This window comes from Natronosalvus vescus, assembly GCF_023973145.1.
Lineage (GTDB): Archaea > Halobacteriota > Halobacteria > Halobacteriales > Natrialbaceae > Natronosalvus > Natronosalvus vescus.
The window spans coordinates 1,751,527-1,776,489 of record NZ_CP099546.1; the positions used below are offsets into that span (position 1 = coordinate 1,751,527).

The following is a 24,963-nucleotide window of genomic DNA, read 5'->3' on the forward strand; positions in this document are numbered from 1 at the left end:
GCATTGACCCTTCCCACCCGCACTTGCGCGGGGTGGTGCATCGGTTCATTCGGGATCGGATGCAGATGCTGTATCCAGAGGATACAATCTACAATCGTCACCCGAGAGATGGACCCACAGGGATTCGAACCCTGGGCATCCTCCTTGCAAAGGAGGCACTCTACCACTGAGCTATGGGCCCACCCCCTCTCGGGGGCATAACGTTAGCCTTGATAGTTCAAAGGTGCTCGCTCGGCCGATCGAGCGGTACCGAACGGACACGTGGTGGGCTGGGGCGTCGCCCCAGTCCCGGTCTGTGGAGGTGATCCAGCCGCAGATTCCCCTACGGCTACCTTGTTACGACTTAAGCCCCCTTGCGAAGCCCAGATTCGACCGGCGTTACGCCGGCCTCATCCGGACCTCACTCGGGTGCTTTGACGGGCGGTGTGTGCAAGGAGCAGGGACGTATTCACCGCGCCCTTCTGAGGCGCGATTACTACCGAATCCAGCTTCATGAGGGTGAGTTTCAACCCTCAATCCGAACTACGATCGAGTTTAGGAGATTAGCGTCGCCTTTCGGCGTAGCATCCCACTGTCTCGACCATTGTAGCCCGCGTGTAGCCCAGCACATTCGGGGCATACTGACCTACCGTTGCCCGTTCCTTCCTCCAGTTTGGCACTGGCAGTCCTCCTAATGTACCCAACCACCACAAGGGTGTTGCTGGCAATTAAGAGTGCGGGTCTCGCTCGTTGCCTGACTTAACAGGACGCCTCACGGTACGAGCTGACGGCGGCCATGCACCTCCTCTCAGTAGCTCCACTAAGCTCATCACACTGAGCTTCACAGCATACTGTCGGTGCTGGTGAGATGTCCGGCGTTGAGTCCAATTAAACCGCAGGCTCCTCCGGTTGTAGTGCTCCCCCGCCAATTCCTTTAAGTTTCATCCTTGCGGACGTACTTCCCAGGCGGTCTGCTTCACGGCTTCCCTACGGCACAACGCTGGCTCGTAGCCAGCGTCACACCTAGCAGACATCGTTTACGGCTCGGACTACCCGGGTATCTAATCCGGTTCGTGACCCGAGCTTTCGTCCCTCACTGTCGGATCCGTCTTCCTGAGGCGCTTTCGCCACCGGTGGTCCGTCCAGGATTACGGGATTTCACTCCTACCCCAGACGTACCCCTCAGGTCTTCCGGTCCCTAGCCGAACAGTTTCCGCCGGACGTCTACTCGTTAAGCGAGTAGATTTCCCGACGGACTTGTACGGCCAGCTACGGACGCTTTAGGCCCAATAATAGCGGTCATCACTTGGGCTGCCGGTATTACCGCGGCGGCTGGCACCGGTCTTGCCCAGCCCTTATTCGTGTACCACCTTACGGTACACAAAAGCGAGGACTATATGCCCTCGCACTTGGAGTCCCCTTATCGCACTGTCGTGCAGTGTAAAGGTTTCGCGCCTGCTGCGCCCCGTAGGGCCCGGAATCTTGTCTCAGATTCCGTCTCCGGGCTCTTGCTCTCACAACCCGTACCGATTATCGGCACGGTGGGCCGTTACCCCACCGTCAACCTAATCGGCCGCAGCCACATCCTGTCGCGCCTGAGCATTTCGAGCTCGAGCCAGTTCCAGGCATCGAGCCGTATGAGCTATTAGCCTCAGTTTCCCGAGGTTATCGCTCTCGACAGGGTAGTTTGGCCACGTGTTACTGAGCTATCCGCCACGAATCTAAATTCGTACGACTAGCATGGCTAAATCGGACTCCAATAGCAATGACCTCCGGCAGGATCAACCGGAATGCTATCCCCCAGCGAAGCTGGGGCATTTGGCGGTGAATGTAGGTACACACTCACACTAAATGGGTCCGTTCGGTGACCAGCATCGATCGACCGATCGAGCGTCACCGAACTATCAAGGCTAACATCAGATCCCATCTGTACGGCGGACCGCAGGGGTGGAATCCTCATTTCCTTCGGACTACTTTGTAGGTCTTCTGGGGTACTTAACCCCTTCGAACCGAGTCCGAGATGACGGAGCGAGTTGAACGCCCCGTCGATCACGCGTTCTTTGCGTTTGCATCCGAGTGCCCTCGTTTACTTAAGGGCGTCGGATCGGATCGAAGCCGGCGAAGCCGACCTCGTTCACATCCAATCCGAATCCCCTTACACACTTAAGGGCATCGGATCGCGCCCCTGCCAGAAGTCGCATCCGGCAAGGGTGTTCGCGTTCCAATCTGAACGTCCCTAAGTATATAAGGGCGTCGGATCGGTAAGGTCGGCAGAAGCCGACGCGTTTGCAACCAATCCGAGTTGACTTACACACTTAAGGTCGTCGGATCAGCTCGACGCCCAGTGTAAGGGTGGGGATGCAGTGCCTACCTCCGTGCCGGGATACGGCCAGAGGGAACGTGGCTGCGTGCGCCACGTCGTTCGCATTCTAACCGAGGAGTGGGTTCGTATATAAGGCCGTCGAACCACTGTCTCTGTGGGAACCCGCTACCATGGCATGGTTTTCCATCGGTCACGGTGGATGATCAGAGCTTCAAATTAGTTATAAATCTATCTCCAGGTTGGCACCCCTTCGAGAATGTTCCGCGGGCGGAGGTCGATCGGTCATCCCAGCCTCGTAGGTGCGGTCGAATCGAGTGGTACCCGCGTGTGCGTACGCTCGAGCGTACACGCGTATGAAGATGTTGTTATCGTCCTGTTTCGTTCCGTTGTGCCCGTTGCCGTCTTCCCTGTGACCGTGACCCATCGATACACCGACCCTCGAGTATAGTAGCGACTGTACGTCATTGTACACCTCTTCGTCAGGCGTTTCGGCATCAGCTGTGAACCGTTTCAATCGGAACTACACCCGAAGCGAGAGAGCTTTGGGCGTGACGGCGAAGGGTTCACCAGGAAATGACCTCGAGTTCGAGTTCCGGTTTCGATTCCGACTCCCAGTCTCGGTCGCGACAGCGACCGACCGTCGACGAACGGCCGCAACCGACCAGACGGCGGCTCCTCGCCGCTGCCGGGGCCGTATCCCTCACCGCACTGGCTGGCTGCATTTTCGGCGGCAACGACGAAGACTACTACGACGGCGAGACATTCGTCGACGAAGACGACGAACCGGAGTACGACGGGTTCCTCGAGGGAATCGACCATCCGGGTACCGTCGACTGGACGGAGACACCCGACGAGGAGATGGTCATCTACGTGGGAACCGGCCTCGAGGGGATGGGCTACGCCCCTCGTTCCGTACGCGTGCCCGTGGGCGCGACAGTCACCTGGGAGTGGACTGGCGACGGCGGTCGACACGACGTCGTCGACACCGACGACGCGTTCGACAGCGGCGAGAAACACAGCGAAGGCGAGACCTTCGAGTTCACCCTCGAGGAGCCGGGTACCTACACGTACTACTGCACGCCACACCACCATCGAGGAATGGTCGGCGCGCTCGAGGTCGTCTGAGCCAGACTCCAGGTCGGCGAACGGGATTACTCGAGATGGATGAAAAGAGAGGAGTGACAGCGTAATTCAGCGGTTCAGCGTGTGAATCGCGTGGCCGAGGGCGTTTTCTGCAGCTTCCATGACTGATTCGGCGAGCGTCGGGTGCGCGTGAACCGTCGCGGCGACGTCCTCGAGGGTTGCTCCCAGTTCGATCGCGAGGCCGAGTTCGGCGATCAGTTCGGAGGCCTCAGGGCCGACGACCTGTGCACCGAGGATGAAACCGGCATCGGCGTCGGCGACGATCTTGACGAAGCCGTCAGTGTGGCCCGTCGTGAGCGCCCGGCCGCTGGCCTGGAACGGGAACTTCCCAACGGCCGTCTCGAAGCCCATCTCCTCGGCTTCGGATTCGGTCATGCCAACGGTGCCGATCTCGGGGTCGGTGAAGACGGCTGCGGGCATAGCCTGGTAGTCCAGCGCCGACGGCTCGCCGGCGATGACTTCCGCGGCGACCTGTCCTTCCTTGCTGCCGGCGTGGGCGAGCATCGGTTCGCCGGCGACGTCGCCGACGGCGAAGATGTGGTCGACGTTCGTGCGTGCGCGATCATCCGTCGTGATGAAGCCGCGGTCGTCAGTCTCGACGCCAGCAGCCTCGAGGTCGAGCGTGTCCGAGACCGGGGCACGGCCGACGGCGACGAGCACCTTCTCGGCGTCGAGTTCGAGCGTTTCGTCCTCGACTGCGGCCTGGCTCCCTCCGTCGGTTTCGGCTGCTGCCTGTTCCGCGGGTTCGGCCTCGACGCGGATGCCGGTACCGTGGTCGTACCACTTCGAGGCACCGTAGCCGAAGTGAAAGTCGATCCCCAGCGCTTTCGCGCGCTTTTTGACCGGGCGGGCGAGTTCGGGGTCGAAGCCGGGGAGGGCATCCTCGAGCATCTCGACGACGGTGACGTCGGTGCCGAGTTTGGCGAAGACCGTCGCGAGTTCCATGCCGATGTAGCCCGCGCCGACGACGACCAGCGAGTCAGGGACGGAGTCGAGGGCGAGCGCCTGTCGGGAGTTGAGGACGGGTTCGTCCCCGTAGGAGAAGTTCGGGATTTCGATGGGACGCGAGCCGGTGGCGATGATGGCGTGTTCGAAGTCGATGGATTCGCTGCCCTGCCCTTCGCCGCCGTGTGAGACGCGAACGCTGTTCTCGTCGGCGAAGTGGGCCGTCCCCTCGATCAGATTGACGCCGTTTGCCTTACAGAGCTTCTCGACGCCCCCGGTGAGCTGGTCGACGACCCCGTCCTTCCAGGAGACCATTCCCTCGAGATCGATTGCCGGGTCGGCGTGGATGCCCATCTCCTCGGCGTTGCCGGCCTCGTGGGCGAGGTCGCTGGCGGTGATCAGTGCCTTCGAGGGGATACAGCCGTGGTTGAGGCAGGTACCCCCGTAGGCTTCCTTTTCGACGAGCGTGACGTCCAGATCGAGTTGTCCGGCCCGAATCGCGGCGACGTAGCCTGCGGGGCCAGCACCGACGACGAGGACGTCCGTTCCAGTTGCGATGTCTCCGACGACCATACTGCTAGATGGCCAGTCCAACACATAAAAAGACGCAAGATTTGCAGCGGGCCTCGAGAGGAAGCCACACACGTCGTCGGATACGCGAACCAACGTAGAATTTCGCCTGGCAGCTCGAGGGGGTTCACGATTCGTCACTGCCTCGGGCGTCGCTCGACACGGGTGAGTGGACCGGGATTCAGTGCACCCGCGTGACGTCGTAGCCGCGTGATTCGATCGATTCGATCACGTTACGGGCGTGTTCCTGCCCGCTCGTGACGACCTGAAAGACGAGATACGCCTCACCGACCCGGAGATCGTCGACGGCCCGGTCGTGGCGCACCGTTCGAATGTTCGCCCCGTGGTCGGAGATCACCCCGGAGATCTCTTCCATCTTCCCCGGCTGGTCGGCGATTCGAACCCGCAGCCGGAGCAACTGGTCGCGATCGGTGAGCGCGTGCTCGAGCACCGTCTGGAGCATCGAGATGTCGATATTTCCGCCACCGAGTACCGGAACGACGGTCTCGCCGCTCACGTCGAGGTCGTCCGAGAGCAACGCCGCAACCGAGGCCGCGCCGGCCCCTTCGACGAGCTGTTTCGCCCGCTCAAGCAGGATGAGCGTGCTCTGGGCGATCTGATCGTCTGAGACGGTGACGACGTCGTCGACGTGCTCCTGGATAAGGCCGAACGTGAGTGCGGAGATGCCGCCGGTGGCGATCCCGTCGGCGATCGTCTCCGCGTCGTCGATCGACTGCGGGATGCCCTTGTCGAGGCTGTCGGGAACCGTCGCCGCGGAGGCGGCCTGGACGCCGACGATCCGGATCTCGGGATCGAGCGCCTTCAGGGCAGTGGCGATCCCCCCGATCAGTCCACCGCCACCGATCGGCACGATCACCGTGTCGACCGCCGGGAGCGCGTCGTAGATCTCGAGGCCGAGCGTCCCCTGGCCGGCGACGATGTCGGGGTCGTCGTAGGCGTGGACGAACCCTACGTTCGGGTCGTCGGTGAGCGTCTGGGCGTAGGCCATCGCCTCCCGGAAGTCGCTGCCTTCGAGTACGACGTCGCCGCCGTAACTCCGGGTCGCGTTCACCTTCGCCTGTGGGGCGTATCTGGGCATGACGATGGTCGACTCGAGCCCCGTCTTGGTCGCCGCGAGCGCGACCCCCTGGGCGTGGTTGCCGGCGCTGGCAGCGACGACACGTTCGACGCCCCCACGTGCGGCCACCTGAACGAGTTTGTTGTACGCGCCGCGCGTCTTGAACGAGCCCGTCCGCTGGAGGTGTTCCATCTTCAGGTACACCGTCGCGTCGGCCATCTCGCTGAGCGATCGATTGGACTCGAGCGGGGTCTCACGGACGACTGACTCGTCGTCGAACCGGGCTCGAGCGTCCTGGACGTCTTCGAGGCGAAGGGCGGCCATACCGACAATACCGTTGTGGTTCCCGCATCATTTTCCCTTCGGTTTCGGTCGGTGTCTCGACACAGGGTGGTATTGCAAGGGTGGGGGAGACCACTCAGGCGAGCCGTTGAGCCATTGACGGACGATCGAACCGTTGAGCCATGGCGAACGAGCGAGCCGTTAAGCCATTGACGGACGAACGAACGACAATGGATTCGCCGCGAGAGTCACGGATCGACCCGGCAATGGTCGAGGCCATCGGCGCACTCGGCAACGAACAGCGCCTGCAGATCCTCCTGGCGCTGGCCGAGACGACGAACGATCACCAGGATCAGTGGCACGCGATGTCGTTTACGGCGCTGTACGAGGCGGTCGATATCGGCAGTACCTCGCAGTTTTCCTACCACCTCTCGAAACTCGTTGGCCCCTTCATCACCGAAACCGACGACGGTTATCGACTGACCTACGGTGGCGACAAACTCGTCCGCGGGCTCCGATCCGGCATCTACGAGAGCACCACCGGGTTCGAGGAACGAACGGTGGCCGGAACCTGCGTCTTCTGTGAGACGGATGCACTCGTCGCCGCGCTCGAGAACGAACTGTTCGTGGTTCGATGTACGGCGTGTGAGTCGACGCTGCTGACGGATAGTTTTCCCACGAGTCAGGAGCGACACCGAACCCCGGAAGAGATCATCGACAGTTTCGGCTCTCGGATCTGGAGTTCGGTCGTCTTGCTCCGTGGAGGCGTCTGTCCGGAGTGCTACGGCCCCGTAGACACCGCCGTCGACGCCCACGATCACGATCACGATCACCGAACGGCCTACACTCACCGGAGTACCTGCGAGGGCTGTCGGTTCGTCATCCACCTTCCGCTCGAGGTTGTCGCCGCGTTCCACCCGGCGGCCATCGGCTTCCTCTGGGAACACGGCATCTCACTGTTCGAGCTCACCCTCTGGGAGATGTTCGCGTTCATCGTCAACGGTCAGATGCGGACGCGGGTACGCTCGCTCGAGCCGTTCGATGCGACCGTCACCCTGGCAGTCGACGGCGCGGGCCTCGAACTGCAATTCGACGAGACGCACTCGGTCTCGAACGTCAATCCTCGGTCGGCACCTGCCACCGACCGCCAGCACTGATCGCTGAGACGACCGGCGGCAATCGGGCTCAAACAATTTTGAGTAAACGGATCGTCAATATGTAAATGAAACAACAATGATTATCCGTCCCGAGTCCAACAAACTGGTATGCAACGCGAGCGAATACCAATTAATTGTCAGCCTACCGAAATCGGTCGACACGGCGAGAGGTCGGCGTAACCATGCCGGCAATCGAGTGTCGAAACCTGACGAAGCGCTTCGGTGACGTCGTCGCCGTCGACGACCTCGACCTGACCGTCGAGGAGGGCGAGATTTTCGGCTTCCTGGGCCCGAACGGTGCCGGAAAGTCGACGACCATCGACATCCTTCTCGATTTCATCCGACCGACCGACGGTAGCGTGACGGTACTCGGCCACGACGCCCAGACGGAGGGAGAGGCCGTCCGGCGCCGAACCGGCGTCCTCCCCGACGCCTACCACGTATACGACCGCCTCACCGGCCGTCAGCACCTCGAGTTCGTCCTCGAGATGAAAGGGAGCGACGAGGATCCGCTCGCCTTACTCGAACGTGTCGGTATCCCCGAGGCCGCCGACCGGAAAGCAGGTGGCTACTCGAAAGGGATGCGCCAGCGCCTCGTTCTCGCGATGGCGCTGGTGGGCGACCCCGACCTGCTCGTGCTCGACGAACCCTCGACCGGCCTCGACCCCAACGGCGCCCGCGAGATGCGCGAGATCATCCGCCAGGAGAACGACCGGGGCACGACCGTCTTCTTCTCGAGTCACGTCATGGAACAGGTCGAAGCCGTCTGCGACCGGGTTGCGATCATCGACCGCGGACAGCTCGTCGCCGTCGACACGATCGACGGGCTTCGAGACGCCTCCGAAACGGGCGAAACTCTCTACGTCTACGTGACCGAGCCGGACGAGTCGACCGCCACGCAGGTGGCCGCACTCGAGGGAGTCACAGACGCCGCCCTCGTCGACGGTCGACTCGAAGTGCGCGTCGGCGACGTGTCGAAGTTCGCCGTCTTGCACGCCATCGACGCCGAAGTGGCGCCAGTGCAGGACTTCTCGGTCGTCGAATCGTCGCTCGAGGATCTGTTCGTTCGCTACACCAACGAGGGACGGGCAAACGAGGTGCGGCCATGACCTGGCACGTCGTCGCGAAGAAAGACTTTCGGGACGCCGTCCAGTCGCGGGCGCTGTGGGCGCTCGTGTCGATCTTCGTGCTCCTGTCTGTGGTGTCGACGTACGCATACGTGGAGGTACCCGAGATGTTCGGCGAACCCGGCGGGGCGACCTTCGGTGGGTTGCTCTTTTTCACCGTCGGCCTGACCGGCCTGTTCGTCCCGCTGGCAGCCATCGTCGTCTGTTACAAATCGCTCGCCGGCGAGCGCGAACTCGGGAGCATCAAGCTCCTGCTCTCCTTACCGACGACCAGAGGGAACGTGTTCGTCGGGAAGGTGATCGGACGGGCGGCCGTACTCACGTTCGGCCTCGGGGTCGGATTGGTCGTCGGCCTCGGGTTCGGTTCCGCGCTACTGGGAACCGTCGACGTGGGCGCGCTCGTGATCTTCGTACTCGCGACGCTAGCGTTCGCCGGCGTCTACACCACGATCATGGTCGGGCTGTCGGCGACGACCGGCTCGACCACCCGCGCCACGACGCTGGCGCTCGGCTTTTTCGTCGTCTTCGAGCTGTTCTGGGACGTCGTCCCGATGGGGATCCTCTACGTCGTCGAGGGCTTTTCGTTGCCCACACAGATTCCCGACTGGGTGTTCCTCGTGACGCAGGTCTCCCCGTCGACGGCGTACTTCTCGGCGATCGTCTCCCTGTTCCCCGGCTTCGCGGAGGCAGCGAACGCCGATCCCGCCGGCGGAGGAGCGGGGGCTGGGGCCGACGTCGCCCCCGCCGATCCGTTCTACGTCACCCCCGAGGTCGGCATCGTGATGCTCGGCCTGTGGCTGGTACTCTCGCTCGCGGTCGGCTATCTCCGGTTCGACGCCGCCGACGTATAGCCGACGATCGGCCGGCTCGAAGACGGGCGAGAACCAAACTATAAATATCGTATTTTTATACTACAACTAGTGTAATTGGATGGGGCGTCGCGGCAACGTCCGTCGCTCGCCGGTTCGAATCGAGCCCGACCCGCCACCTGGCACACACGCGGTCATGACTTTTCGATCCAGACGGCGTCCGGGTTACACATGGACTGGTACGACCTCCGCGAGGCGTGTGACGGCCTCGAGCCCGGAACCGAACTGGTGACGCCGGTCTCCGATCGCGCGTTTCGAATCGACGACGCCCTCGAGGATCGGATCGTGATTCAGTTCGTCGACAGCGGCCACGAGCGGCCGCTCCACCGCGAGCAGTTCGATGTGCTCGCCGACCAGCTCGAGGCCGGCCCTATCCCCCTGTCAGAGCTTCCGCCGGGCGTCGAGCCGTACGCGACCGTCCTGAGCCTCTCGGTGGAACACGTTTCAGACGGCGACACCCTCGAGCGAGCGCCCAGAGCAGCAGTCGCCGGCGAGAGTCCCCACCTCGTCTCGCCCGAAGAGGCTCGGACGAGCCTCGAACGGGTGCACGATGACGCCACGCTGCTCGCCGATTTACTCGAGCGCCTCGGGCCCGATCAACCGTCCTCGCTTGATACCGAGTCGCTGACCGACCTGTACGTCCTCCTGTCGGACGTCCAGCGAGGGGCCGACAGGGTGCGGCGGTCGGCCAGCGAAACGCTGCTCGAGCGCCTCGGCCCCGGCCAGGAACTCCACGGTCGGTTCGGGACGGTTCGACGAACGACCCGTGATCGGCGACGACCGAAGGACGACGATGTCGTCCTGGACGCGCTCGACGAACGTGGCATCCCCCACGAGTGGGTGCTCGGCGTCGATCCGGACAAACTCGACGTGGTTCTGGCGGTTACCGACCTCGAGTCCGATGACGTCTACGACGTCGAACAGCAGGTGTACGTCCAGAAAACCGGCGTCGACGAGGGCGAGAAGTTCTCCCGGCTACAGGGTCTCGCCGATCGGCTCGACGAACTCGAACCGGCGGAGGCGGGTCGGCTCGACCAGTCGCTGTATGACGACCTCACCGACCTCGAGCAGCGTCTCGACGAGGCGCTCTCGGCGGGGTGAGCCTGACCTGGCTCTGACCCCGACACCCGACGAGTCTACCCGACACACGAGGTGGCGAGTTGGTCACGTCGATTCTCGAGAGCGGCTTCGAACGGAATCGATGGCAGTCGGCCCGTTTATATCGTTCCGGTGGCGAGAAGGGGGTATGTCTCAGGCGAAGGGCGATCGACGGGAACGCGAACTCGTCAATCGCCTCGACGAGGCGGGCTTTGCGGTCATGCGAGCGCCCGCCAGCGGCTCCGCGACCGAACGCGAACTCCCCGACGTGCTCGCTGGTGACGGTGAGGTGTTCTACGCCATCGAGGCCAAATCGAGTTCGGGCAACCCGATCTATCTCACTGGCGAAGAGGTCGAAGCGCTCATCTACTTCGCACAGAACTTCGGCGCGAAACCCCGTATCGGCGTCCGATTCGACCGCGAGGACTGGTACTTCTTTCACCCCGCGGATCTCCACGTCACCGGCGGTGGGAACTACCGCGTGAAAAAGGAAACTGCAATTGCTGAAGGAACGGACTTCGACGAGTTCGTCGGCCGATCAAAGAAGGTCACCCTCGAGGAGATCGGTGACGACGATCCAGGGCCGGATCCCGAAATTGTTCGCGTCCTCGAGGCGGTCAAACAGGACGTGATGGACGTCGAGGAAGCCGCTGATATTCTCGAGTAACCGTCATATCGTTCCATCGACCATCGTTCAATCTTCCCCTCGAGCGTACCGTCCCGTCGCCGACGCTGCTAACGGCACCGTTTCGACTGGAGAACACAGTTCGGGCAAACCGTCTTTTCCTCTCGAGTCGAAACACTGGTATGGCAGACCACGTCGTTCCCGGGCCGAACGGCGCACCGCTGGTCGGCGTCCTCCCCCGATTCGCCCGCGACCCGTTCGCGTTCCTCGCCCAGGTTCGCCAGGCCTACGGCGAGATTTCGGCGTTTGATCTCGGCCCCAACCGCACATACCTGGTCACGTCGCCCGCGTTGATCGAACAGGTGCTCGTCAGCGACGCGAGCCACTTCTCGAAACCGACGTTCCAGACCGACGCGCTCGGCCAGCTGCTCGGCGAGGGGCTCCTCCTGAGCGAGGGCGACCAGTGGCGGGAACGCCGATCGATGGCGAGCCCGGCCTTTGCGCCCGACAGAATCGCTGGCCTGGCACCCGTGATGGCGACGCGTGCGGAGGCGATGGTCGACCGTTGGAACAACGGCGAGACCCGGAACGTCGAGTGGGAGATGACCCGCACCACCCTCGAGATCATCGTCGAGGCGATGTTCGGCGTCGACCTCCCCATCCCGACGGCTAAAAAGACGGCCCGCCTGCTCGAGCCCATCGGCCGACGGTTCGAACCCGACCCGGTACGCGCCCTGATGCCGGAGTGGCTACCAACAGCCGAAACCCTCGCGTTTGATCGGTCGATCACGGGTCTCGAGGACGTGGTCGACGACCTCGTAGCCCGTCGAAAACGGGCGGGGATAGACGACGCTGACGACGACCTGCTCGCACTCCTCCTCCGAGCGAAGGCCCGCGGTGCCATCGACGAACGAGGGATCCGTGACGAACTCCTCACGATGTTGCTCGCCGGCCACGACACGACGGCGCTGGTGCTCACGTACACCTGGGCGTTACTCTCCGAACACCCCGCCGTCGAACGGCGCGTTCACGAGGAGGTCGATACCGTCCTCGAGGGTGAGCAGCCGACGGCCGCCTCGATGCGACGACTCACGACCCTGCGGAACGTCCTCCAGGAAGCGATGCGGCTCTATCCGCCGGTGTACGTCATGTTCCGCCAGGCGAGGCGGGACGTCACCCTCGGCGGATACGACGTCCCCGAAGGATCGCTGGTCATGTGCTCGCAGTGGGCGACCCACCGCGACCCGCGGTACTTCGACGACCCGGACACGTTCGACCCGGATCGGTGGAACGAACCGAGCCATCCGACCTACGCCTACTTCCCGTTCGGCGCGGGGCCGCGTAGCTGCATCGGGAAGGGGTTCACGATGCTCGAGGCTCCGATCATCGCCGCGACCGTCGCCCAGCAGTATCGGTTGCGGCGGGTGGACTCGGGGGCAATCGAGTTGCGGGGATCGCTGACAGCGCACCCAAGAGAGGGAATGGAGATGCGCCTCGAGCACCGATCTGATTAACGAGTGGTCGCGTCCGGATCGAGCGCCGCCAGTCTAGGAGTCGGTCGCGTCCCACTCGAGCACCGACGGATCGACCGATTCGTAGCGAACGATGGCATCGAAGTGCTCGAGGGAGAAGCGGTCGCCGCTGGTGATCCCGCGGGCCGGTCGATCGTCGAAGTGTCGGTCGACGAACCGCCGTGCGACGAGGGCGATTCTGGCGTCGCCGTTGGGTTCGCTGTCGCTGTTGCTGCCGTCGTCGTTTCCGTCTTTATCCGCCGAATCCGCCGAACCAGCCGAACCCGAATCAAGTGCCCGCTGGGCTTCCGCGAGCAACAGCGCGGCCGTGAACACGTCGAACACGTAGTGCACGAGTTCCTTGGCCTGTAGCTGGGCGTACTCGCCATCCTCGGTCGCGAGCGTCGCGAGAGCCTCCCCGAGTTCGTGGAACTCGGCCTCGACTACGTCTACGGACTCGCTGAGACCCGGGTGTGTAACCGACTCGAGGCGACCCTGGACGACCTCGAGGAACGGCTCGTGGGCGGCCTCGCGCTCGAGCGCGCGGAGGACGTCCAGTGAGAGGATGTTCTCGGTTCCCTCCCAAATGGGGAGTACCTGGGCGTCCCGGAGGAGGCGATTGGTGACGAAGTCGTCGACGTAGCCGTTCCCGCCCTGGATCTCCATCGCGTAGGAAGCCGTGTCGACGGCCATCCGTCCCGTTCTCGCCTTCGCGATCGGAATGAGCAGGCGCATGAGCCGGTAGGCGTGCTCGGCCTGGGCCTCGAGTTCCGCTCGGTCGGCGGCGTCGACCTCGATATCGCCGCGGGCCGCGCGTTCGCCCCGCTCGCGGATCGAAAACAGCCGGGCGGCCTCCATCGTGAACGCCGTCGCCGCCTCGTGATCGACCGCCATATCGACCAGATCCCGGCGCATGAGCGGGTACTGGTTGATGGTGTCGCCGAACGCCTCCCGGTTCGCCGCTTTAATCTTGCTCTCGAGCAGCGCTCGACCGATGACCCCACAGGAGGCCGCCGCGTTCGACAGCCGCTCGAGGTTGAGCATCTCGGCCATCTGCCGGAAGCCCGATTCTTCCTCGCCGACCAGAAACGCCCTCGCACCGCGGAACTCGACTTCCCCCGTCGGGACGGCGATCGTGCCGAGTTTGTCCTTCAGCCGACGGTAGAGCTGGTCGTTCGGCTCCCCCTTGAGTTCGTGTGGAACCAGAAACAGCGAGAGTCCTCGTGTCCCCTCGGGAGCGCCCTCGGTGCGGGCGAGTGCGAGGGTGCCCTGGGCGTCGATATTGGAGCAGAACCACTTCTCGCCGTACAGCCGGTAACACCCAGTTTCCTCGTCCCGCTCCGCGCGGGTTTCGGTGGCACCGACGTCGCTTCCACCCTGCTTTTCGGTGAGGAACATCGCCCCCTCGATCAGGTCGTCGTACTCGCGGCTGGTGAGACCTCCGTAATAGGACTCGAGGGCACCGTCGTCGAACTTCTCGAGGACGAGCGCGGCGCCGGCGGTCATCGCGACCGGACAGTCGAAGCCAACGTCCGCATAACAGAGGAGGGACTGCATCACGAGGTTGTGCGAGAGCGGCATGGGCTCTTCACGTCCGGGTGGGACTTCGAACGAATCGGCGACGATTCCGGATTCGTAGACCAACCGCTCGTTCTCGAGTTGCTCCGGTGGATAGTGAACGTGGTTCTGGATCTCCCCGTGTTTGTCGTAGGGCTCGAGTTCCGGCCCGTGGTCGTCGATGATATCTGCGTTGTCGGCGACGGTGTTCCCGATCAGGTCGCCGAACGCCGCGAGACGGGGCCGTGCCCACTCGAGTTCATCCTCGGTGTAGATCCGTTCGACCTCCCGCTCGAGCGTCCGGTCGAGTTCCCAGTAGTTGATGTGGCGACCCTCCTCGAAGTCGCCGTAGTCGATTCCGTCGGTCATGCTCGAGGATGGGTCGGTATGCGTGATAAATTGCCACGGTGACATCAGGTCGTGCGTTGTCACCGGTTTCGTCGGTGGTTTCGGAACGACGCTGAGTACGGTGACCGACACTACGATGCTGTGAAATGTTCAGTAAGTGTCGAGAATGGTCTGCTGCATACAGAACATATATACAGCACGGCCGTTGAGTCCTGTCATCTACTGAGTGCTTTACCAAGATAGTTGGAGAAATACGAGCACCTGTCTATGTGGCTTTTTGCATTCCAAGCTCGTCCATCTCCCAGTCGAGGTACTCACGCATCCCCTGCTCAAGCGGACGGTGTTCGAGACCAAGTTCGGTTTTTGCCTTCGTATTATCGACCGGCCAAATCACATTCGTAATGCCCCTGAGCGATTCCGCTTCGAACCCGTCCGGAGGAGTTCCGAAACGCTCGACTACCGCCATAATGCTGGCAAGGCCTCTGAACACTGCGGGTGGGGCAACGCGGGGAACCGATATGCCTGTAATCGTTTCGGCGCATTCATATATCTCAGTTAATTGTCGTGATTCGCCTGCGATGAGATACGTCTCGCCCGGTTCTCCGTGGGTCATTGCGAGCATATGGCCGTGGGCTATATCCCCCACATGATCCCATGGCGCGTTCCACCCGCGTGGGATCATCGGTAGCGTTCCTTGGAGATACGCTTGCACCGATTGCCGCGATGGCGAATCAAGTTTATCGCCCGGGCCGTACACGAATCCCGGCTGGACGATCACGAGGGGAAGCCCCTCGTCGATCATCGGTTTCGCAACCTCGTAGTGTGCTTGCCACTTCGTCCGTGTGTACACGGACCAGTCGGATCGGTCGGGTACCACGGATTCATCGAGCGTTTCTTCCCTCGACGGAGGGTACACCCCTATCGTGCTCGTATAGACTCCCTTGGGAACCTCGAGTTCCTTCATCAACTCCAAAACGTTGCGAGTCCCGCCGACGTTGATCCGCTCTGCCTGTACACTCTCACGAGGGCCAGGGCCGACGAAGTACCACGCAGCGATGTGGAAGACGCCATCCACCCCCGTCATCGCTTCACGCATACTCTCTTGCTCGGTGATATCGCCTTCGACCACTGTGACCTCTTCGGGCAGGGTATTCGCATTCGACCGTGAGCGGGTTAACGCGACCACCTCGTGCCCCTCAGTGAGGAGTTGATCGACGACGTGTGATCCGATCAGTCCAGTTGCTCCAGTGACAAAATACTCCATAATTTGTGGTATGCTACCATCTACCAAATGCGTTTCGCAGTGCAGTGAACCGACAATGACTCTCGGATACTGTCTCATTAGGTGGCGGCGTGGCCGCCTCCGGAGGTCGTTCGGAATCCGCTCCGTTCCGACCTGACCTTACCGTTGTATAGGGTGTTCTTGTAATTTGAACGTTTGGACTGGAAACTCTGGATAGGGTATGTGTCGTAGGTAACGGCGCGTATCCACGGCGTAAACACCGTGGTATTGCGCCTGCCCAGCTTATAATAAGATGTTCAGTACCTGCCGATGCAACCATCCGGAGGTGCATCAGTGCAACATACGCGCTCTGTATTCGGCGCGCTTCCTGAAACATCACAGATGGTAACGTATGCAACAGAGCCAAATTCCGAGTGGGTACTCGAGGCACTCTGACGAGCGGTCACGAGGTTCACAACGATCGAATATTCGAGACCCAGCGTTGATTCCGACGATTTTCAGACGACCTTCTCGAGTCGCGTCCGCGGGAAGACGTAGACGCGAAGGGATTCGGGAATCGGCCCGTTTCGACCGATCGTGGCGTGTGGATAAACGGCACCGACGACCGGCACGTCGCCGTCGTAGCGGGCGTTGGTACCGTACTCGGCGACGGTCGTCTCGGCGGCGGTGACGCGGACGTCGTCGGCCCGCCGGTCTGAAACCGCGACGACGGTGAGGAGGTCGTCGGTTTCCCGATCCCTGACGCGGTCGCCGGAGAAGATCCGGTGGTTTCGACAGTAGGCCGGGCCGTCCGCGTCGGGACCGTCCTCGTCGACGAACGTCGGCTCGCCACAGTCGACACACGGGAGGGCGAGTTTACCCGGTGGCGGGGTTCGTCCCTCGGTGATCTCGATGGCAACCCGTCGAATGTGCTTACAGCGGGCATCCCGGAAGATGTGATCCGGGCAAGTACAGCGGCCGGCCTCGAGGTCGATCAGGTAGGTGGCCCCGCTCTCGGCTTCGATCTCGTAGAGACCGCGGCCGAGCGCCAGGACAGACATGGTTTCGGTTCGGGCGCGAACCGCCCGGTCGTCGAGGGGCTGGTGGGCTGGCAGGGGGAGCGATGCTTTCGGTGACGCGAGTGTGTTCATGGGTGCGTCCTGTGTATGGTGGTGGTCGGCGGGCTATTCGACAGTCATAGGCGCTCGAGCAGCCTAAGTATCTCGTCCGTCGGAATCGCTAGAGGTCTCAAGGAGACGACGTTCTCGATTGCTGTGGTGCCATAGTGATTCGTGGAACTTTGAGGCAGTCGAGCCGAGCCGTCACCGCTCGAGTGTCTCAGGACTTCTACGAATCGCTATCACTCGAGATCGAGGAAGCGGTTGCTCCACTCGAATGGACGAGAACTGCACCGCGGGAAGGTCGCTGGAGGCGACGGCACGACCGACTCAGGCGGTGACCGGGCCATCGGTCAGCTCCTCGAGCGTCGCCTCGAGTTCGTGCTCCGGCGCTTTCAGCGAGAGGACGGTATCGTCGGAAAGGCCATCGAACCGGACGATCAGTTTGTAGGAGCCGTCGGCTTCGACCTGGGAGACCTCCCGCTGTGACTCATCCAGCGTCGTGAGCCAGACGTAGTTGCCCTCGTGTTCCGGGGCCGATCGGCCGACGATCTCGTAGGCCTCGAGCGATCCTGTTTCTTCGCCCACAGTCGGGTAGCCCGCGTCCTGCCATGCGGGAAACCCGTCGTCGAGCGCGTAGACGTCCTCGAATCCCTCGGACATGAGTGCACTGCCCCGCCAGACTGCAAGCGTGTGCGGGCAATCACAGTAGGTGACGATGCGGGTGTCGTGATCCCACGCTTCGGTCGGGTCGTCCTCGACGCCGTCCGGGGCCGAACTCAGGACGGCCCCCTCGATGTGATCGCTCTCGTACTGGCCCGGCCCGCGCGTGTCGACGAAACGCGTGTCGCCGTCGTCGAACCAGTCGTGGGCCTCCTCGAGCGGAACGAGTGGAACCGTCTGCCCCTCGTGTTCCTGGGCGTCGTAGCCGTCGACCGTTTCGCCCTCGTCGTCCCCAGTGATGTCACCGAGACACCCTGCCAGCGAGCCGAGGGAGGCCGCCCCGACACTGGCGAGTAGCGAACGTCGTTGCATACACGGGAACAGAATTCCCGTGTGTCTAAATCTTTCTAGGATCGGTCGGATCGAGTCGTCGGTGTGCCATCGCCTACACCGCCGGATCCAGCCGATTCGCGACCGTTCGATGGCGTCGACAACCCCCGTATTTCGGCTCCATAACCGGCTCGTTACGACCCCCTTATTTCCACTGGAAAACAGCAGACATGGCTCAGATAGTTCTCGAGTGGAAGTAATGAAGTAGACCCACCAGGATTCGAACCTGGGTCGAAGCCCCCAGAAGGCTTCAGGATTGGCCGCTACCCCATGGGTCTGTGAACGCAAAGTGAGATTTGTCCGGTTCCTATTTATGGCTGTCGGGTTCCATCAGGAGAAGCGAACGAGGACGAGTCGATTGTGATCTCCGACCAACGCCGAGAGTCCGAGCAGAATTGAGTGCCGAGTCCGTCGGGAAGCCGTCATCCGGAGCGACGGAATCGGTTTCTACCCGAAATTAGGACGTCTATGCATAGATCGACACCTATTTTCCCTCGAGATACGCACAGACGCGTATGTACATCGGACGATTCGTCGTCGTCGGCCCGAACGGTGGAGCCTACCGCGTCTCTTCCCGCTCGTTTCCCAACCGCCGGATCACCGCTCGAGACGAGGCGCTGACCGTCGGCCCGACACCGGATGCTCCGGAGACGGACAACCCCTACGTCGCCTACAACTGCCTGCGCGTCGTCGACACCCCGACGGGCGAGACGGTCACCTTCGGCAACGGTTCACACGTCGACCCCATCGCGGAGAAACTCGAACTGGGCTACCCAGCACGCGACGCGCTAGCGACCGCTCTCCTGGCGCTCGATTTCGAGAAGGACGACTACGACACCCCCCGGATCGCCGCGACCATCGACGCCGACGGCGAGGCCATGATCGCGACCGTCCGCCGTGACGCCCTGCTCGTCGAGACCGTCGAAGAGCCGACGCTGGTGGCGACCTACGAGACGAACTCCCCCGAGCCAGTCGACTTCGACGTCGCGAGCGCTCAGGAGGCCGCGACAGAGGCGATCGAGGCCGAGTTCGAGCACGCCGTCTGTGCCGCCGGTGTCGTTCGAACTGACGACGGTTTCGAGACGGCGATCGACAACGGCGAAAACTAAGTCGTCATCACCATCTCGAGTCTCCGAGCACTCGAGTGCCGAGGGTCGGTCGATCGATTCGAGATCGATGAAAACGCCCGGAAGACGAGAACGACGAGAACCACAAGCAGGACGAAAACGGCGACCAGGATGAAAACGACGAAAACGAGTTACTCGTCGTCCACGAGCGACCCGAACAGCGCCTTCGCGTCGTCCGGGACGTCGAAGTCGTGGAAGTGATCGCCCTTCTCTCTCGACAGAATGTTGAGGGCGGCCGCCGCACCGTCGCCCGCCGAAATGACGGCCTGCCACTCCTCGGTTCGGCCCATTGCTCCCGTCGCGTAGGCGTTCTCGAGGCTCGTCTCCATCGTGATATCGATGTCGACGACGCCCTGGTCGGTGAAGTCACAGCCCAATTGTTCCGCGAGGTCGCGGTTAGTACCCGTCGCGAGCACGAGATATGTGCCCGTCTTCTCCCCCTCCTCGGTCGTGACCCGGTAGCCGTCGTTGGTCGCCTCGACCTCCGTGACTTCGACCCCCTGCTGGCGGTCGACCCCAAAGTCGTCGACCTGCTCGCGAAGGGTCTCGAGGTATCGCGAGCCGTCCATCGACTGCACGCCGGGGTAGTTGAACAGGTGCGCCTTGTGCATCCACGTCCCGTCCGTGTCGTAGACGGTCGTCTCGAGGCCGTTCTTCCCGCTGAAGAGCGCCGCGCTCAATCCGGCTGGGCCGCCGCCGACGATCAGTACGTCTGGCATACCCCGCGATACCACAGAGAATTGGATAAGCGTGTGGGAGACGGAAATCCGTCACACTCCTTGTTCGAGTTGCCCAATTCACCCAATTCATAGGGGCAGGAACGAATCCGACTCAGAGATCCGAATCGCGTAACTCGATGTCCGCGATCAGGTCGTAGGGATGAGCCCCCTTTCGAATTCCATCGACGATCGCGAACGCCTCACCGGGCGAAAGGAAGTGTTCGGTGACGACCCGACCCAAGGGGGTGGGGCTGAAGCCGTCGATGAAGTCGTACTCGAGCAGTTTGCCGATCGCGTGGGTCGTCGGCACCTCCCCGAGCATTCGGTCGTTGAGCGCCTTCGCCGCCTTCCCGCCGACGGTGATGTTCGCCAGGGTCTCCTCGATGGCCCCGTCCTCGTCGTAGTGGGTCATTACCGGCTCCATCTCCCCTTTCAGGAGCTTGAAGGCGACCTCGTCCTCGGTCATCTCCATCGAGTTGTGGTAGCTGCAATCGGGTTCGACCAGGACGTACACCGTCCCCGTGTCGTGGTAGTCCGGCCGGCCGGCCCGTCCGAGCATCTGGTGGAACTCCTGGACGGAGAGCCACTCGATGCCCATCGCCAGGGAGTCGAAGATCACCTGCGAGGCCGGGAAGTCGACCCCCGCTGCGAGCGCGGCCGTCGTCACGACCGCCGCGAGTTCCTGGTCGGCAAACATTTGTTCGACCCGCTTGCGGCGCTTGTAATCGAGCCCCGCGTGGTAGGGGGCCGCGTTGTACTCGAGTTTGCGCGAAATCTCGTGACAGCGCCTCCGCGAGTTGGTGAAGATGATCGTCTGGCCCCGATACCCCTTCGAGGACTCGGTGTCGAACTCCCGCCTGACGAGTTTGTTCTCCACGTTCACCTTCTCACGACCGTCCGCGAAGGTCACGTGGCGTTCGATCGGAACCGGGCGTTCCTCGAACTCGATCAAGGTGGACTCGAGCGCCGAACCCAGTTGTTCGGCGTTGCCGACCGTTGCGGAGAGATAGATCCACTGGGCGCCGTCGTAGTCGTCACGAGCGGCCGCGCGCTTTTCGGTCGTGTACTTCAGCCTCGAGATGAGGCCGTCGAGGCGGTGGCCCCGTTCGTCCTCTTTGAGCGTGTGCACCTCGTCGATGACGACGGTGCCGATATCGCCCATGTTCTTGCCCGTCCGGAGGGCGTGATCGATCCCCTCGTAGGTGCCGACGATGACGTCCGCGTTGGGGTCGAACTGGTTGCCCGAGTCGGCGATCCGACTGGCACCGACGCGGATGGAGACGTCCACGAGGTGGCCGTACTCGTCCTGGAAGTCCTCGTACTTCTGGTTGGCCAGGGCCACGAGCGGTACGAGAAAGAGGAGTTTGCCCTTCCCGTTGAGGACACGATTGAGCCCCGCGAGTTCGCCCACGAGCGTTTTCCCGGTCGCGGTGGCACTGACGACCAGTTGGTCGTCCCCATCGATCAGGCCATTTTCGACCGAGAGACTCTGTACCGGGAGAAGCGTCTCGAACCGATCCTCGAGCAGGTTCTGGAGGCCCGGGTGCAAGTTGAGCGTATCGACCCGAACCGGATCCACCTCGTCGGTCGTCGCAGAGATGGTGTCGAACTTCGTGAGGTCGGGGTCGAGCCGTCCCTTGAGCAGATTGGTAATGCGTTCGAGATCCTGCACCTCGAGCATCAGCTCCTCGAGGCGGTCTTTCGCCGCGCCGGTTACGTTTCCAACGTAGGAGAGTTCGCGCTCGAGTTCGCGGGAAGCACAGTCGGTGCAGATCCAGTCCTGATCGCTCTTGACCGCCGTCTCGGTCGTGACCGGCGAATACCGTCCCGAGGAAGCGCAGTACCGGCAGGTTCGGACGACCTTCGTCTTCTCGTCGAGCTGGTAGCCCGCCAGCATGTCTTTGAGTTCTCGTCGTCCGTCAGGAGAGGTCTGCTCGGAGATGCGGATACGCCCGGCTCGACGGGCGAGATCGACGAACTCGTCGGGTTGCCGCGGTTCCTCGCTCGAGTTGCGTTTGACGCGGAACTTCGACGGTCGCGGCCCCGCGGCGGTTTCCGAGAGTCCGAGTTTTGCCCGGAACAGCCGCTTTCCGTCCCGGTTGACGACGACGAGATAGTCGTTGCCGGTCTCGTGACAGAAGAGCGTCTCCACCTCGGGAACCTGCTTTGACACGAACAGGTGTACGGCCGGCCGGTATTTCAGCGATTCGGACTCGAATTCGGGGGCCTCGCCAATCGCGGTCAGTTCGTCGTATGTTACTACGAATTGTGTACTATACTACTATTGTATTTGTAAATATTTAATCCAGATATCGAAGTGTGAGAGGACGATGGTGTGAACAGAGTTTTAAATGTGGGGAATACGACCGAACGAGGCCCTACTCGAGCAACTCGATCTCGTCATCGCCGTTGGGGACGGCACAGATGAACGCACCTTGGTCGTCACCCTCGTTTCGGTACCAGTGTGGCGTTCCAGCCGGGATCAACAGGGAATCCCCGGGGCCGACCTCGTACTCCTCGTCATCGATTCCAACGACGTACTCGCCCTCGAGAACGTATTGCTCGTGTTCGACCGCGTTCGTGTGCCGTGGCACTTCAGTACCGGCCTCGAGGGTAAACCGACGAATCGCGAAGGTGGGTGCACCGTGATCGTCAGCGATCAGGACGCCCTTCGCGAGACCCTCAGCAGCGTCGACGGCTTCGTACTCGATGTCGTCGTGGCGGCGGATCGTGGGTTCGGTATCGGTATCGGGTTGTGTATCCATGGGAGTGCGTGCGCGTAGGAGGACTAAAAACGTCCGGGTTAAGCCGGTTCACTCAGTGTCTTATGTCTCGAGTTGAAATACTAGTGAAGGTTGTCGAAGACGTCGATAGCGGCCCAGATACAGGTCAATTAACTATAGTCGAGACCCCTTCATTTCAAGTCGAAAGGTACCGTTTCTCGAGTCCCACCGTTGGCACTCGAGGGCGTAAAATATAGTTCTAAAAACGATGCCTCAGTGAATTCGCCGAATTACAGGCGCTCGACGTTCGTCGCGCGTGGGCCTTTGGGGGCCTGCTCGATGTCGAACTCGATTTCCTGTCCTTCTTCCAGATCCGGTCCGCCAACGTCTTCCATGTGGAAGAAAACGTCGTCGTCCGCGTCCTCAGTCTCGATGAATCCGTAGCCGCCAGTGTCGTTGAAGAAATCAACGGTTCCTTTCGCCATTGCTTCTAAAGAGAACGGCGGGACACAGATAACCGTTCCGATGTGGACGGGAGATCGTATGGTGACCTTACAGCGCCGAAGGAGTGCTCTCGAGACCTCTTGGCGCGTCATGGAACCTGACTGCTCATCGAGACGTAACGAGGAGTGTGTTCGAACCGTCGGTAATCGAACGTCGGTAGCATCGATCGGCGATCGATCATCTGACTTCTCGTTGCGTTACATTGAACGCCTGCACGCCCGAACGACTGAGTGAATCTCCGGAGCACTCGATGCCAGGACGGGAGCCCCCTGTTCGTGTCGAACGCGATCGGGACTAGATTCACTCCTCGTCCTCGAGTCGCTGGGCGACGATCGAGCCGAAGAAGACCGCCATGAACAGGCCGAAGCCCACGACGAGACCGAGGAGCCCTCCCCCAGTCAGACTGACGGGGCTCACGAGGGTTGCGACTGCGAAGGCCACCACGAACACGAGAATCGTAAGGATACCGACGGCGACGTAGAACCCAGTGTCACTCGAGAGATATCGCCAGAGGGAATCCCAGATCGGCGGTCGAGGCATACTCGAGTGTTCGGATTCGGATGAGAATAACGTTCGGTATCCGGATGGAGATCCAGAGCGGCCGTCGCTATTGCCGTCGCCTTTGCCGCCGTCGTCGAACATCCGTCGAGTACTGGAGAGTGGATTCGGATCGGATTCACGGAACCGTCCACAATCCGAATCCGAACGATCGCTGGAGTCGAAAGAGAGGGGTTCGAGCGAGGATCCGGTCGTTATCGTTCAGCTGGTTCGGTTGATAATCGGCTGGCGCGAGGCCAGTTCTACCGCAGTGTTACCGCGTCGATTCCACACTCGAGGTTGCGTCGATTCTACACTCGAGGGCCGGCACTCGAATACCAATCTCCCAATTGAAAACGGATAGACAGGAGCGAGCAGCCGCCGTAATCAGTATAGGAGACTACCGACGTTCTTCGCGTACGCATCCGGCAACTGGTCGATAATGTTCTCGGGAGACGTTTCGCCGTTCAGGTTGACCAGATGGGCTCGACCGGCGTCGCTGCCGTACACCCCGTGGAAGTCGTACACGAAGCCGTAGATGGCGACACTGTCCGGAACCGTCTCCGCCGCGTGCAAGAACGCAGCCTGTCGATCGACGTTGTACTCGACGAGCTGGTTGATGACTATCGGTCGCTCGGCGTCGGCATCGATCAGGTCGCTCTCGAGACCGTCCTCGATAACGGGAACGAGCATCTCGACCCACTTGGAGACGCCCGCTGGCCCCGGTGGCTCATTCCCGTTGGCGACGTCGTATGCGGCCGTCACCGCACCACACCCGGTGTGACCGACGATGGCGATGGCGTCTGTATCTGCATAGTAAACCGGATAGAGGAGACTGCCGTCGACGATTTTCTCGCCCTCGTGATCGTCCCAGGCCTGGTTCCCGATGTTGCTTGGGGTAAAGACGGCACCGGGGCGATCGACGGCCCACATCCCTTCCTGTGAGACGCGGGAATCGGCACAGCAGATCGTCACCACGTCGGGGTGTTGCTCCTCTCGAACGGGATCGAAGTAGTCCCCAGGAAGGCCATCGACGTGACTGTCGTTTCCTTCGAGCAAGGCGACGAGAATTTCGTCGGGATCAGGAGCGTCACCGTCGGTTCCTTCAGTCGAGTCGGCATCGCTCCCAGCTGGTGTTGTTTGATTGGATTCGCGCGTGGGCATACGTGATCGCTCGAGGTCGTCAAGTAAAATTGTGCGTGATTTAGAACGCGGTGACTGGCGATCGGACGGAATCACGCCTCTCCACTGCTGTCCATCGGTGTGCTTCCCCTGCACTATCTGTCGTTTCGTATTCACTGTGTCGGTCACTCTGTCGTTTCGCATTCACTACGCTGTCGGTGAACAT

Annotated in this window: 20 protein-coding genes, 2 tRNA genes and 1 rRNA gene; 8 read left to right on the top strand and 15 right to left on the bottom strand. The window is 61.8% G+C overall.

The genetic code is table 11. The features are described 5' to 3' along the window. Nucleotides 1-109: 109 nt before the first annotated feature. Both NGM68_RS08450 and NGM68_RS08455 read right to left on the bottom strand, forming a co-directional pair. A tRNA-Ala gene (locus tag NGM68_RS08450) sits at nucleotides 110-181 on the bottom strand. Nucleotides 182-296: 115 nt separating this feature from the next. Next, nucleotides 297-1,771, bottom strand: a 16S ribosomal RNA gene (locus NGM68_RS08455). Between the two features lie 1,104 nt (nucleotides 1,772-2,875). On the opposite strand from NGM68_RS08455, the gene NGM68_RS08460 reads away from it, so the two are divergent. Continuing rightward, complete coding sequence (locus NGM68_RS08460) at nucleotides 2,876-3,427, top strand: plastocyanin/azurin family copper-binding protein (RefSeq protein WP_252701202.1); 552 nt, start codon at nucleotides 2,876-2,878, stop codon at nucleotides 3,425-3,427. Between the two features lie 66 nt (nucleotides 3,428-3,493). Here NGM68_RS08460 and lpdA read toward each other — a convergent pair whose 3' ends face one another. Together lpdA and ilvA are read right to left on the bottom strand one after the other, a co-directional pair. Continuing rightward, complete coding sequence (lpdA, locus tag NGM68_RS08465; RefSeq protein ID WP_252701203.1) at nucleotides 3,494-4,963, bottom strand: dihydrolipoyl dehydrogenase; 1,470 nt, start codon at nucleotides 4,961-4,963, stop codon at nucleotides 3,494-3,496. 178 nt (nucleotides 4,964-5,141) lie between these two features. Further along, the gene (gene ilvA / locus NGM68_RS08470) at nucleotides 5,142-6,362 is read right to left on the bottom strand and encodes a threonine ammonia-lyase (RefSeq protein ID WP_252701204.1); all 1,221 of its coding nucleotides are present in this window, start codon (nucleotides 6,360-6,362) and stop codon (nucleotides 5,142-5,144) included. A 188-nt stretch (nucleotides 6,363-6,550) separates the two neighbouring features. Between ilvA and NGM68_RS08475 the strand changes: the two genes are divergently transcribed. From NGM68_RS08475 to NGM68_RS08500, 6 genes are all read left to right on the top strand, one after another. After that, a complete protein-coding gene (locus NGM68_RS08475; protein ID WP_252701205.1) occupies nucleotides 6,551-7,477 on the top strand; it encodes an ArsR/SmtB family transcription factor in 927 nt (308 codons plus the stop codon). Between the two features lie 182 nt (nucleotides 7,478-7,659). Then, entirely contained in the window at nucleotides 7,660-8,586 is a 927-nt protein-coding gene (locus NGM68_RS08480) for an ABC transporter ATP-binding protein (RefSeq protein WP_252701206.1), read from the top strand. Continuing rightward, the gene (locus tag NGM68_RS08485) at nucleotides 8,583-9,455 is read left to right on the top strand and encodes an ABC transporter permease subunit (protein ID WP_252701207.1); all 873 of its coding nucleotides are present in this window, start codon (nucleotides 8,583-8,585) and stop codon (nucleotides 9,453-9,455) included. Before NGM68_RS08480 ends, NGM68_RS08485 begins: the two co-directional genes overlap by 4 nt. A 189-nt stretch (nucleotides 9,456-9,644) precedes the next feature. Further along, nucleotides 9,645-10,574: a DUF7983 family protein gene (locus NGM68_RS08490; RefSeq protein ID WP_252701208.1), complete on the top strand. Its 930-nt coding sequence runs from the start codon at nucleotides 9,645-9,647 to the stop codon at nucleotides 10,572-10,574. Between the two features lie 145 nt (nucleotides 10,575-10,719). After that, nucleotides 10,720-11,238, top strand: coding sequence for a Holliday junction resolvase Hjc (hjc, locus tag NGM68_RS08495; RefSeq protein ID WP_252701209.1), 519 nt, complete (start codon nucleotides 10,720-10,722; stop codon nucleotides 11,236-11,238). A gap of 140 nt (nucleotides 11,239-11,378) precedes the next feature. Continuing rightward, complete coding sequence (locus NGM68_RS08500; RefSeq protein ID WP_252701210.1) at nucleotides 11,379-12,710, top strand: cytochrome P450; 1,332 nt, start codon at nucleotides 11,379-11,381, stop codon at nucleotides 12,708-12,710. Between the two features lie 33 nt (nucleotides 12,711-12,743). On the opposite strand, the gene NGM68_RS08505 is transcribed toward NGM68_RS08500, so the two are convergent. From NGM68_RS08505 to NGM68_RS08525, 5 genes are all read right to left on the bottom strand, one after another. Continuing rightward, on the bottom strand, nucleotides 12,744-14,633 hold the full coding sequence (locus tag NGM68_RS08505) for an acyl-CoA dehydrogenase family protein (RefSeq protein WP_252701211.1): 1,890 nt from the start codon (nucleotides 14,631-14,633) through the stop codon (nucleotides 12,744-12,746). 244 nt (nucleotides 14,634-14,877) lie between these two features. After that, a complete protein-coding gene (locus NGM68_RS08510) occupies nucleotides 14,878-15,876 on the bottom strand; it encodes an NAD-dependent epimerase/dehydratase family protein (RefSeq protein WP_252701212.1) in 999 nt (332 codons plus the stop codon). Nucleotides 15,877-16,352: 476 nt separating this feature from the next. Then, on the bottom strand, nucleotides 16,353-16,985 hold the full coding sequence (locus NGM68_RS08515; RefSeq protein ID WP_252701213.1) for an SWIM zinc finger family protein: 633 nt from the start codon (nucleotides 16,983-16,985) through the stop codon (nucleotides 16,353-16,355). A gap of 297 nt (nucleotides 16,986-17,282) precedes the next feature. Next, nucleotides 17,283-17,987 (bottom strand): rhodanese-like domain-containing protein, encoded by a 705-nt coding sequence (locus NGM68_RS08520; RefSeq protein WP_252701214.1) that lies wholly within the window; start codon nucleotides 17,985-17,987, stop codon nucleotides 17,283-17,285. 223 nt (nucleotides 17,988-18,210) lie between these two features. After that, nucleotides 18,211-18,283, bottom strand: a tRNA-Gln gene (locus NGM68_RS08525). Nucleotides 18,284-18,520: 237 nt separating this feature from the next. Here NGM68_RS08525 and NGM68_RS08530 point away from each other — a divergent pair. After that, on the top strand, nucleotides 18,521-19,114 hold the full coding sequence (locus tag NGM68_RS08530) for an IMP cyclohydrolase (RefSeq protein WP_252701215.1): 594 nt from the start codon (nucleotides 18,521-18,523) through the stop codon (nucleotides 19,112-19,114). A 149-nt stretch (nucleotides 19,115-19,263) separates the two neighbouring features. Here NGM68_RS08530 and NGM68_RS08535 read toward each other — a convergent pair whose 3' ends face one another. The 6 genes from NGM68_RS08535 to NGM68_RS08560 all read right to left on the bottom strand — a co-directional run bounded on the left by NGM68_RS08535 (nucleotide 19,264) and on the right by NGM68_RS08560 (nucleotide 24,779). Continuing rightward, on the bottom strand, nucleotides 19,264-19,851 hold the full coding sequence (locus tag NGM68_RS08535; protein WP_252701216.1) for an NAD(P)/FAD-dependent oxidoreductase: 588 nt from the start codon (nucleotides 19,849-19,851) through the stop codon (nucleotides 19,264-19,266). Nucleotides 19,852-19,963: 112 nt separating this feature from the next. After that, on the bottom strand, nucleotides 19,964-22,024 hold the full coding sequence (locus NGM68_RS08540; RefSeq protein ID WP_252701217.1) for a DEAD/DEAH box helicase: 2,061 nt from the start codon (nucleotides 22,022-22,024) through the stop codon (nucleotides 19,964-19,966). A 205-nt stretch (nucleotides 22,025-22,229) separates the two neighbouring features. Further along, a complete protein-coding gene (locus NGM68_RS08545; RefSeq protein WP_252701218.1) occupies nucleotides 22,230-22,616 on the bottom strand; it encodes a cupin domain-containing protein in 387 nt (128 codons plus the stop codon). A 248-nt stretch (nucleotides 22,617-22,864) separates the two neighbouring features. Continuing rightward, on the bottom strand, nucleotides 22,865-23,059 hold the full coding sequence (locus NGM68_RS08550; RefSeq protein WP_252701219.1) for a cold-shock protein: 195 nt from the start codon (nucleotides 23,057-23,059) through the stop codon (nucleotides 22,865-22,867). 319 nt (nucleotides 23,060-23,378) lie between these two features. Beyond that, nucleotides 23,379-23,618, bottom strand: coding sequence for a hypothetical protein (locus tag NGM68_RS08555; protein WP_252701220.1), 240 nt, complete (start codon nucleotides 23,616-23,618; stop codon nucleotides 23,379-23,381). Between the two features lie 384 nt (nucleotides 23,619-24,002). Further along, nucleotides 24,003-24,779: a carbonic anhydrase gene (locus NGM68_RS08560; protein WP_252701221.1), complete on the bottom strand. Its 777-nt coding sequence runs from the start codon at nucleotides 24,777-24,779 to the stop codon at nucleotides 24,003-24,005. Between the last annotated feature and the right edge of the window lie 184 nt (nucleotides 24,780-24,963).

What these genes read in the sequence shown, in the direction of transcription:
- NGM68_RS08460 (WP_252701202.1), top strand. Translation starts at nt 2,876, where the DNA reads ATGACCTCGAGTTCGAGTTCCGGTTTCGATTCCGACTCCCAGTCTCGG.
- lpdA (WP_252701203.1), bottom strand. Translation starts at nt 4,963, where the DNA reads ATGGTCGTCGGAGACATCGCAACTGGAACGGACGTCCTCGTCGTCGGT.
- ilvA (WP_252701204.1), bottom strand. Translation starts at nt 6,362, where the DNA reads ATGGCCGCCCTTCGCCTCGAAGACGTCCAGGACGCTCGAGCCCGGTTC.
- NGM68_RS08475 (WP_252701205.1), top strand. Translation starts at nt 6,551, where the DNA reads ATGGATTCGCCGCGAGAGTCACGGATCGACCCGGCAATGGTCGAGGCC.
- NGM68_RS08480 (WP_252701206.1), top strand. Translation starts at nt 7,660, where the DNA reads ATGCCGGCAATCGAGTGTCGAAACCTGACGAAGCGCTTCGGTGACGTC.
- NGM68_RS08485 (WP_252701207.1), top strand. Translation starts at nt 8,583, where the DNA reads ATGACCTGGCACGTCGTCGCGAAGAAAGACTTTCGGGACGCCGTCCAG.
- NGM68_RS08490 (WP_252701208.1), top strand. Translation starts at nt 9,645, where the DNA reads ATGGACTGGTACGACCTCCGCGAGGCGTGTGACGGCCTCGAGCCCGGA.
- hjc (WP_252701209.1), top strand. Translation starts at nt 10,720, where the DNA reads ATGTCTCAGGCGAAGGGCGATCGACGGGAACGCGAACTCGTCAATCGC.
- NGM68_RS08500 (WP_252701210.1), top strand. Translation starts at nt 11,379, where the DNA reads ATGGCAGACCACGTCGTTCCCGGGCCGAACGGCGCACCGCTGGTCGGC.
- NGM68_RS08505 (WP_252701211.1), bottom strand. Translation starts at nt 14,633, where the DNA reads ATGACCGACGGAATCGACTACGGCGACTTCGAGGAGGGTCGCCACATC.
- NGM68_RS08510 (WP_252701212.1), bottom strand. Translation starts at nt 15,876, where the DNA reads ATGGAGTATTTTGTCACTGGAGCAACTGGACTGATCGGATCACACGTC.
- NGM68_RS08515 (WP_252701213.1), bottom strand. Translation starts at nt 16,985, where the DNA reads ATGAACACACTCGCGTCACCGAAAGCATCGCTCCCCCTGCCAGCCCAC.
- NGM68_RS08520 (WP_252701214.1), bottom strand. Translation starts at nt 17,987, where the DNA reads ATGCAACGACGTTCGCTACTCGCCAGTGTCGGGGCGGCCTCCCTCGGC.
- NGM68_RS08530 (WP_252701215.1), top strand. Translation starts at nt 18,521, where the DNA reads ATGTACATCGGACGATTCGTCGTCGTCGGCCCGAACGGTGGAGCCTAC.
- NGM68_RS08535 (WP_252701216.1), bottom strand. Translation starts at nt 19,851, where the DNA reads ATGCCAGACGTACTGATCGTCGGCGGCGGCCCAGCCGGATTGAGCGCG.
- NGM68_RS08545 (WP_252701218.1), bottom strand. Translation starts at nt 22,616, where the DNA reads ATGGATACACAACCCGATACCGATACCGAACCCACGATCCGCCGCCAC.
- NGM68_RS08550 (WP_252701219.1), bottom strand. Translation starts at nt 23,059, where the DNA reads ATGGCGAAAGGAACCGTTGATTTCTTCAACGACACTGGCGGCTACGGA.
- NGM68_RS08555 (WP_252701220.1), bottom strand. Translation starts at nt 23,618, where the DNA reads ATGCCTCGACCGCCGATCTGGGATTCCCTCTGGCGATATCTCTCGAGT.
- NGM68_RS08560 (WP_252701221.1), bottom strand. Translation starts at nt 24,779, where the DNA reads ATGCCCACGCGCGAATCCAATCAAACAACACCAGCTGGGAGCGATGCC.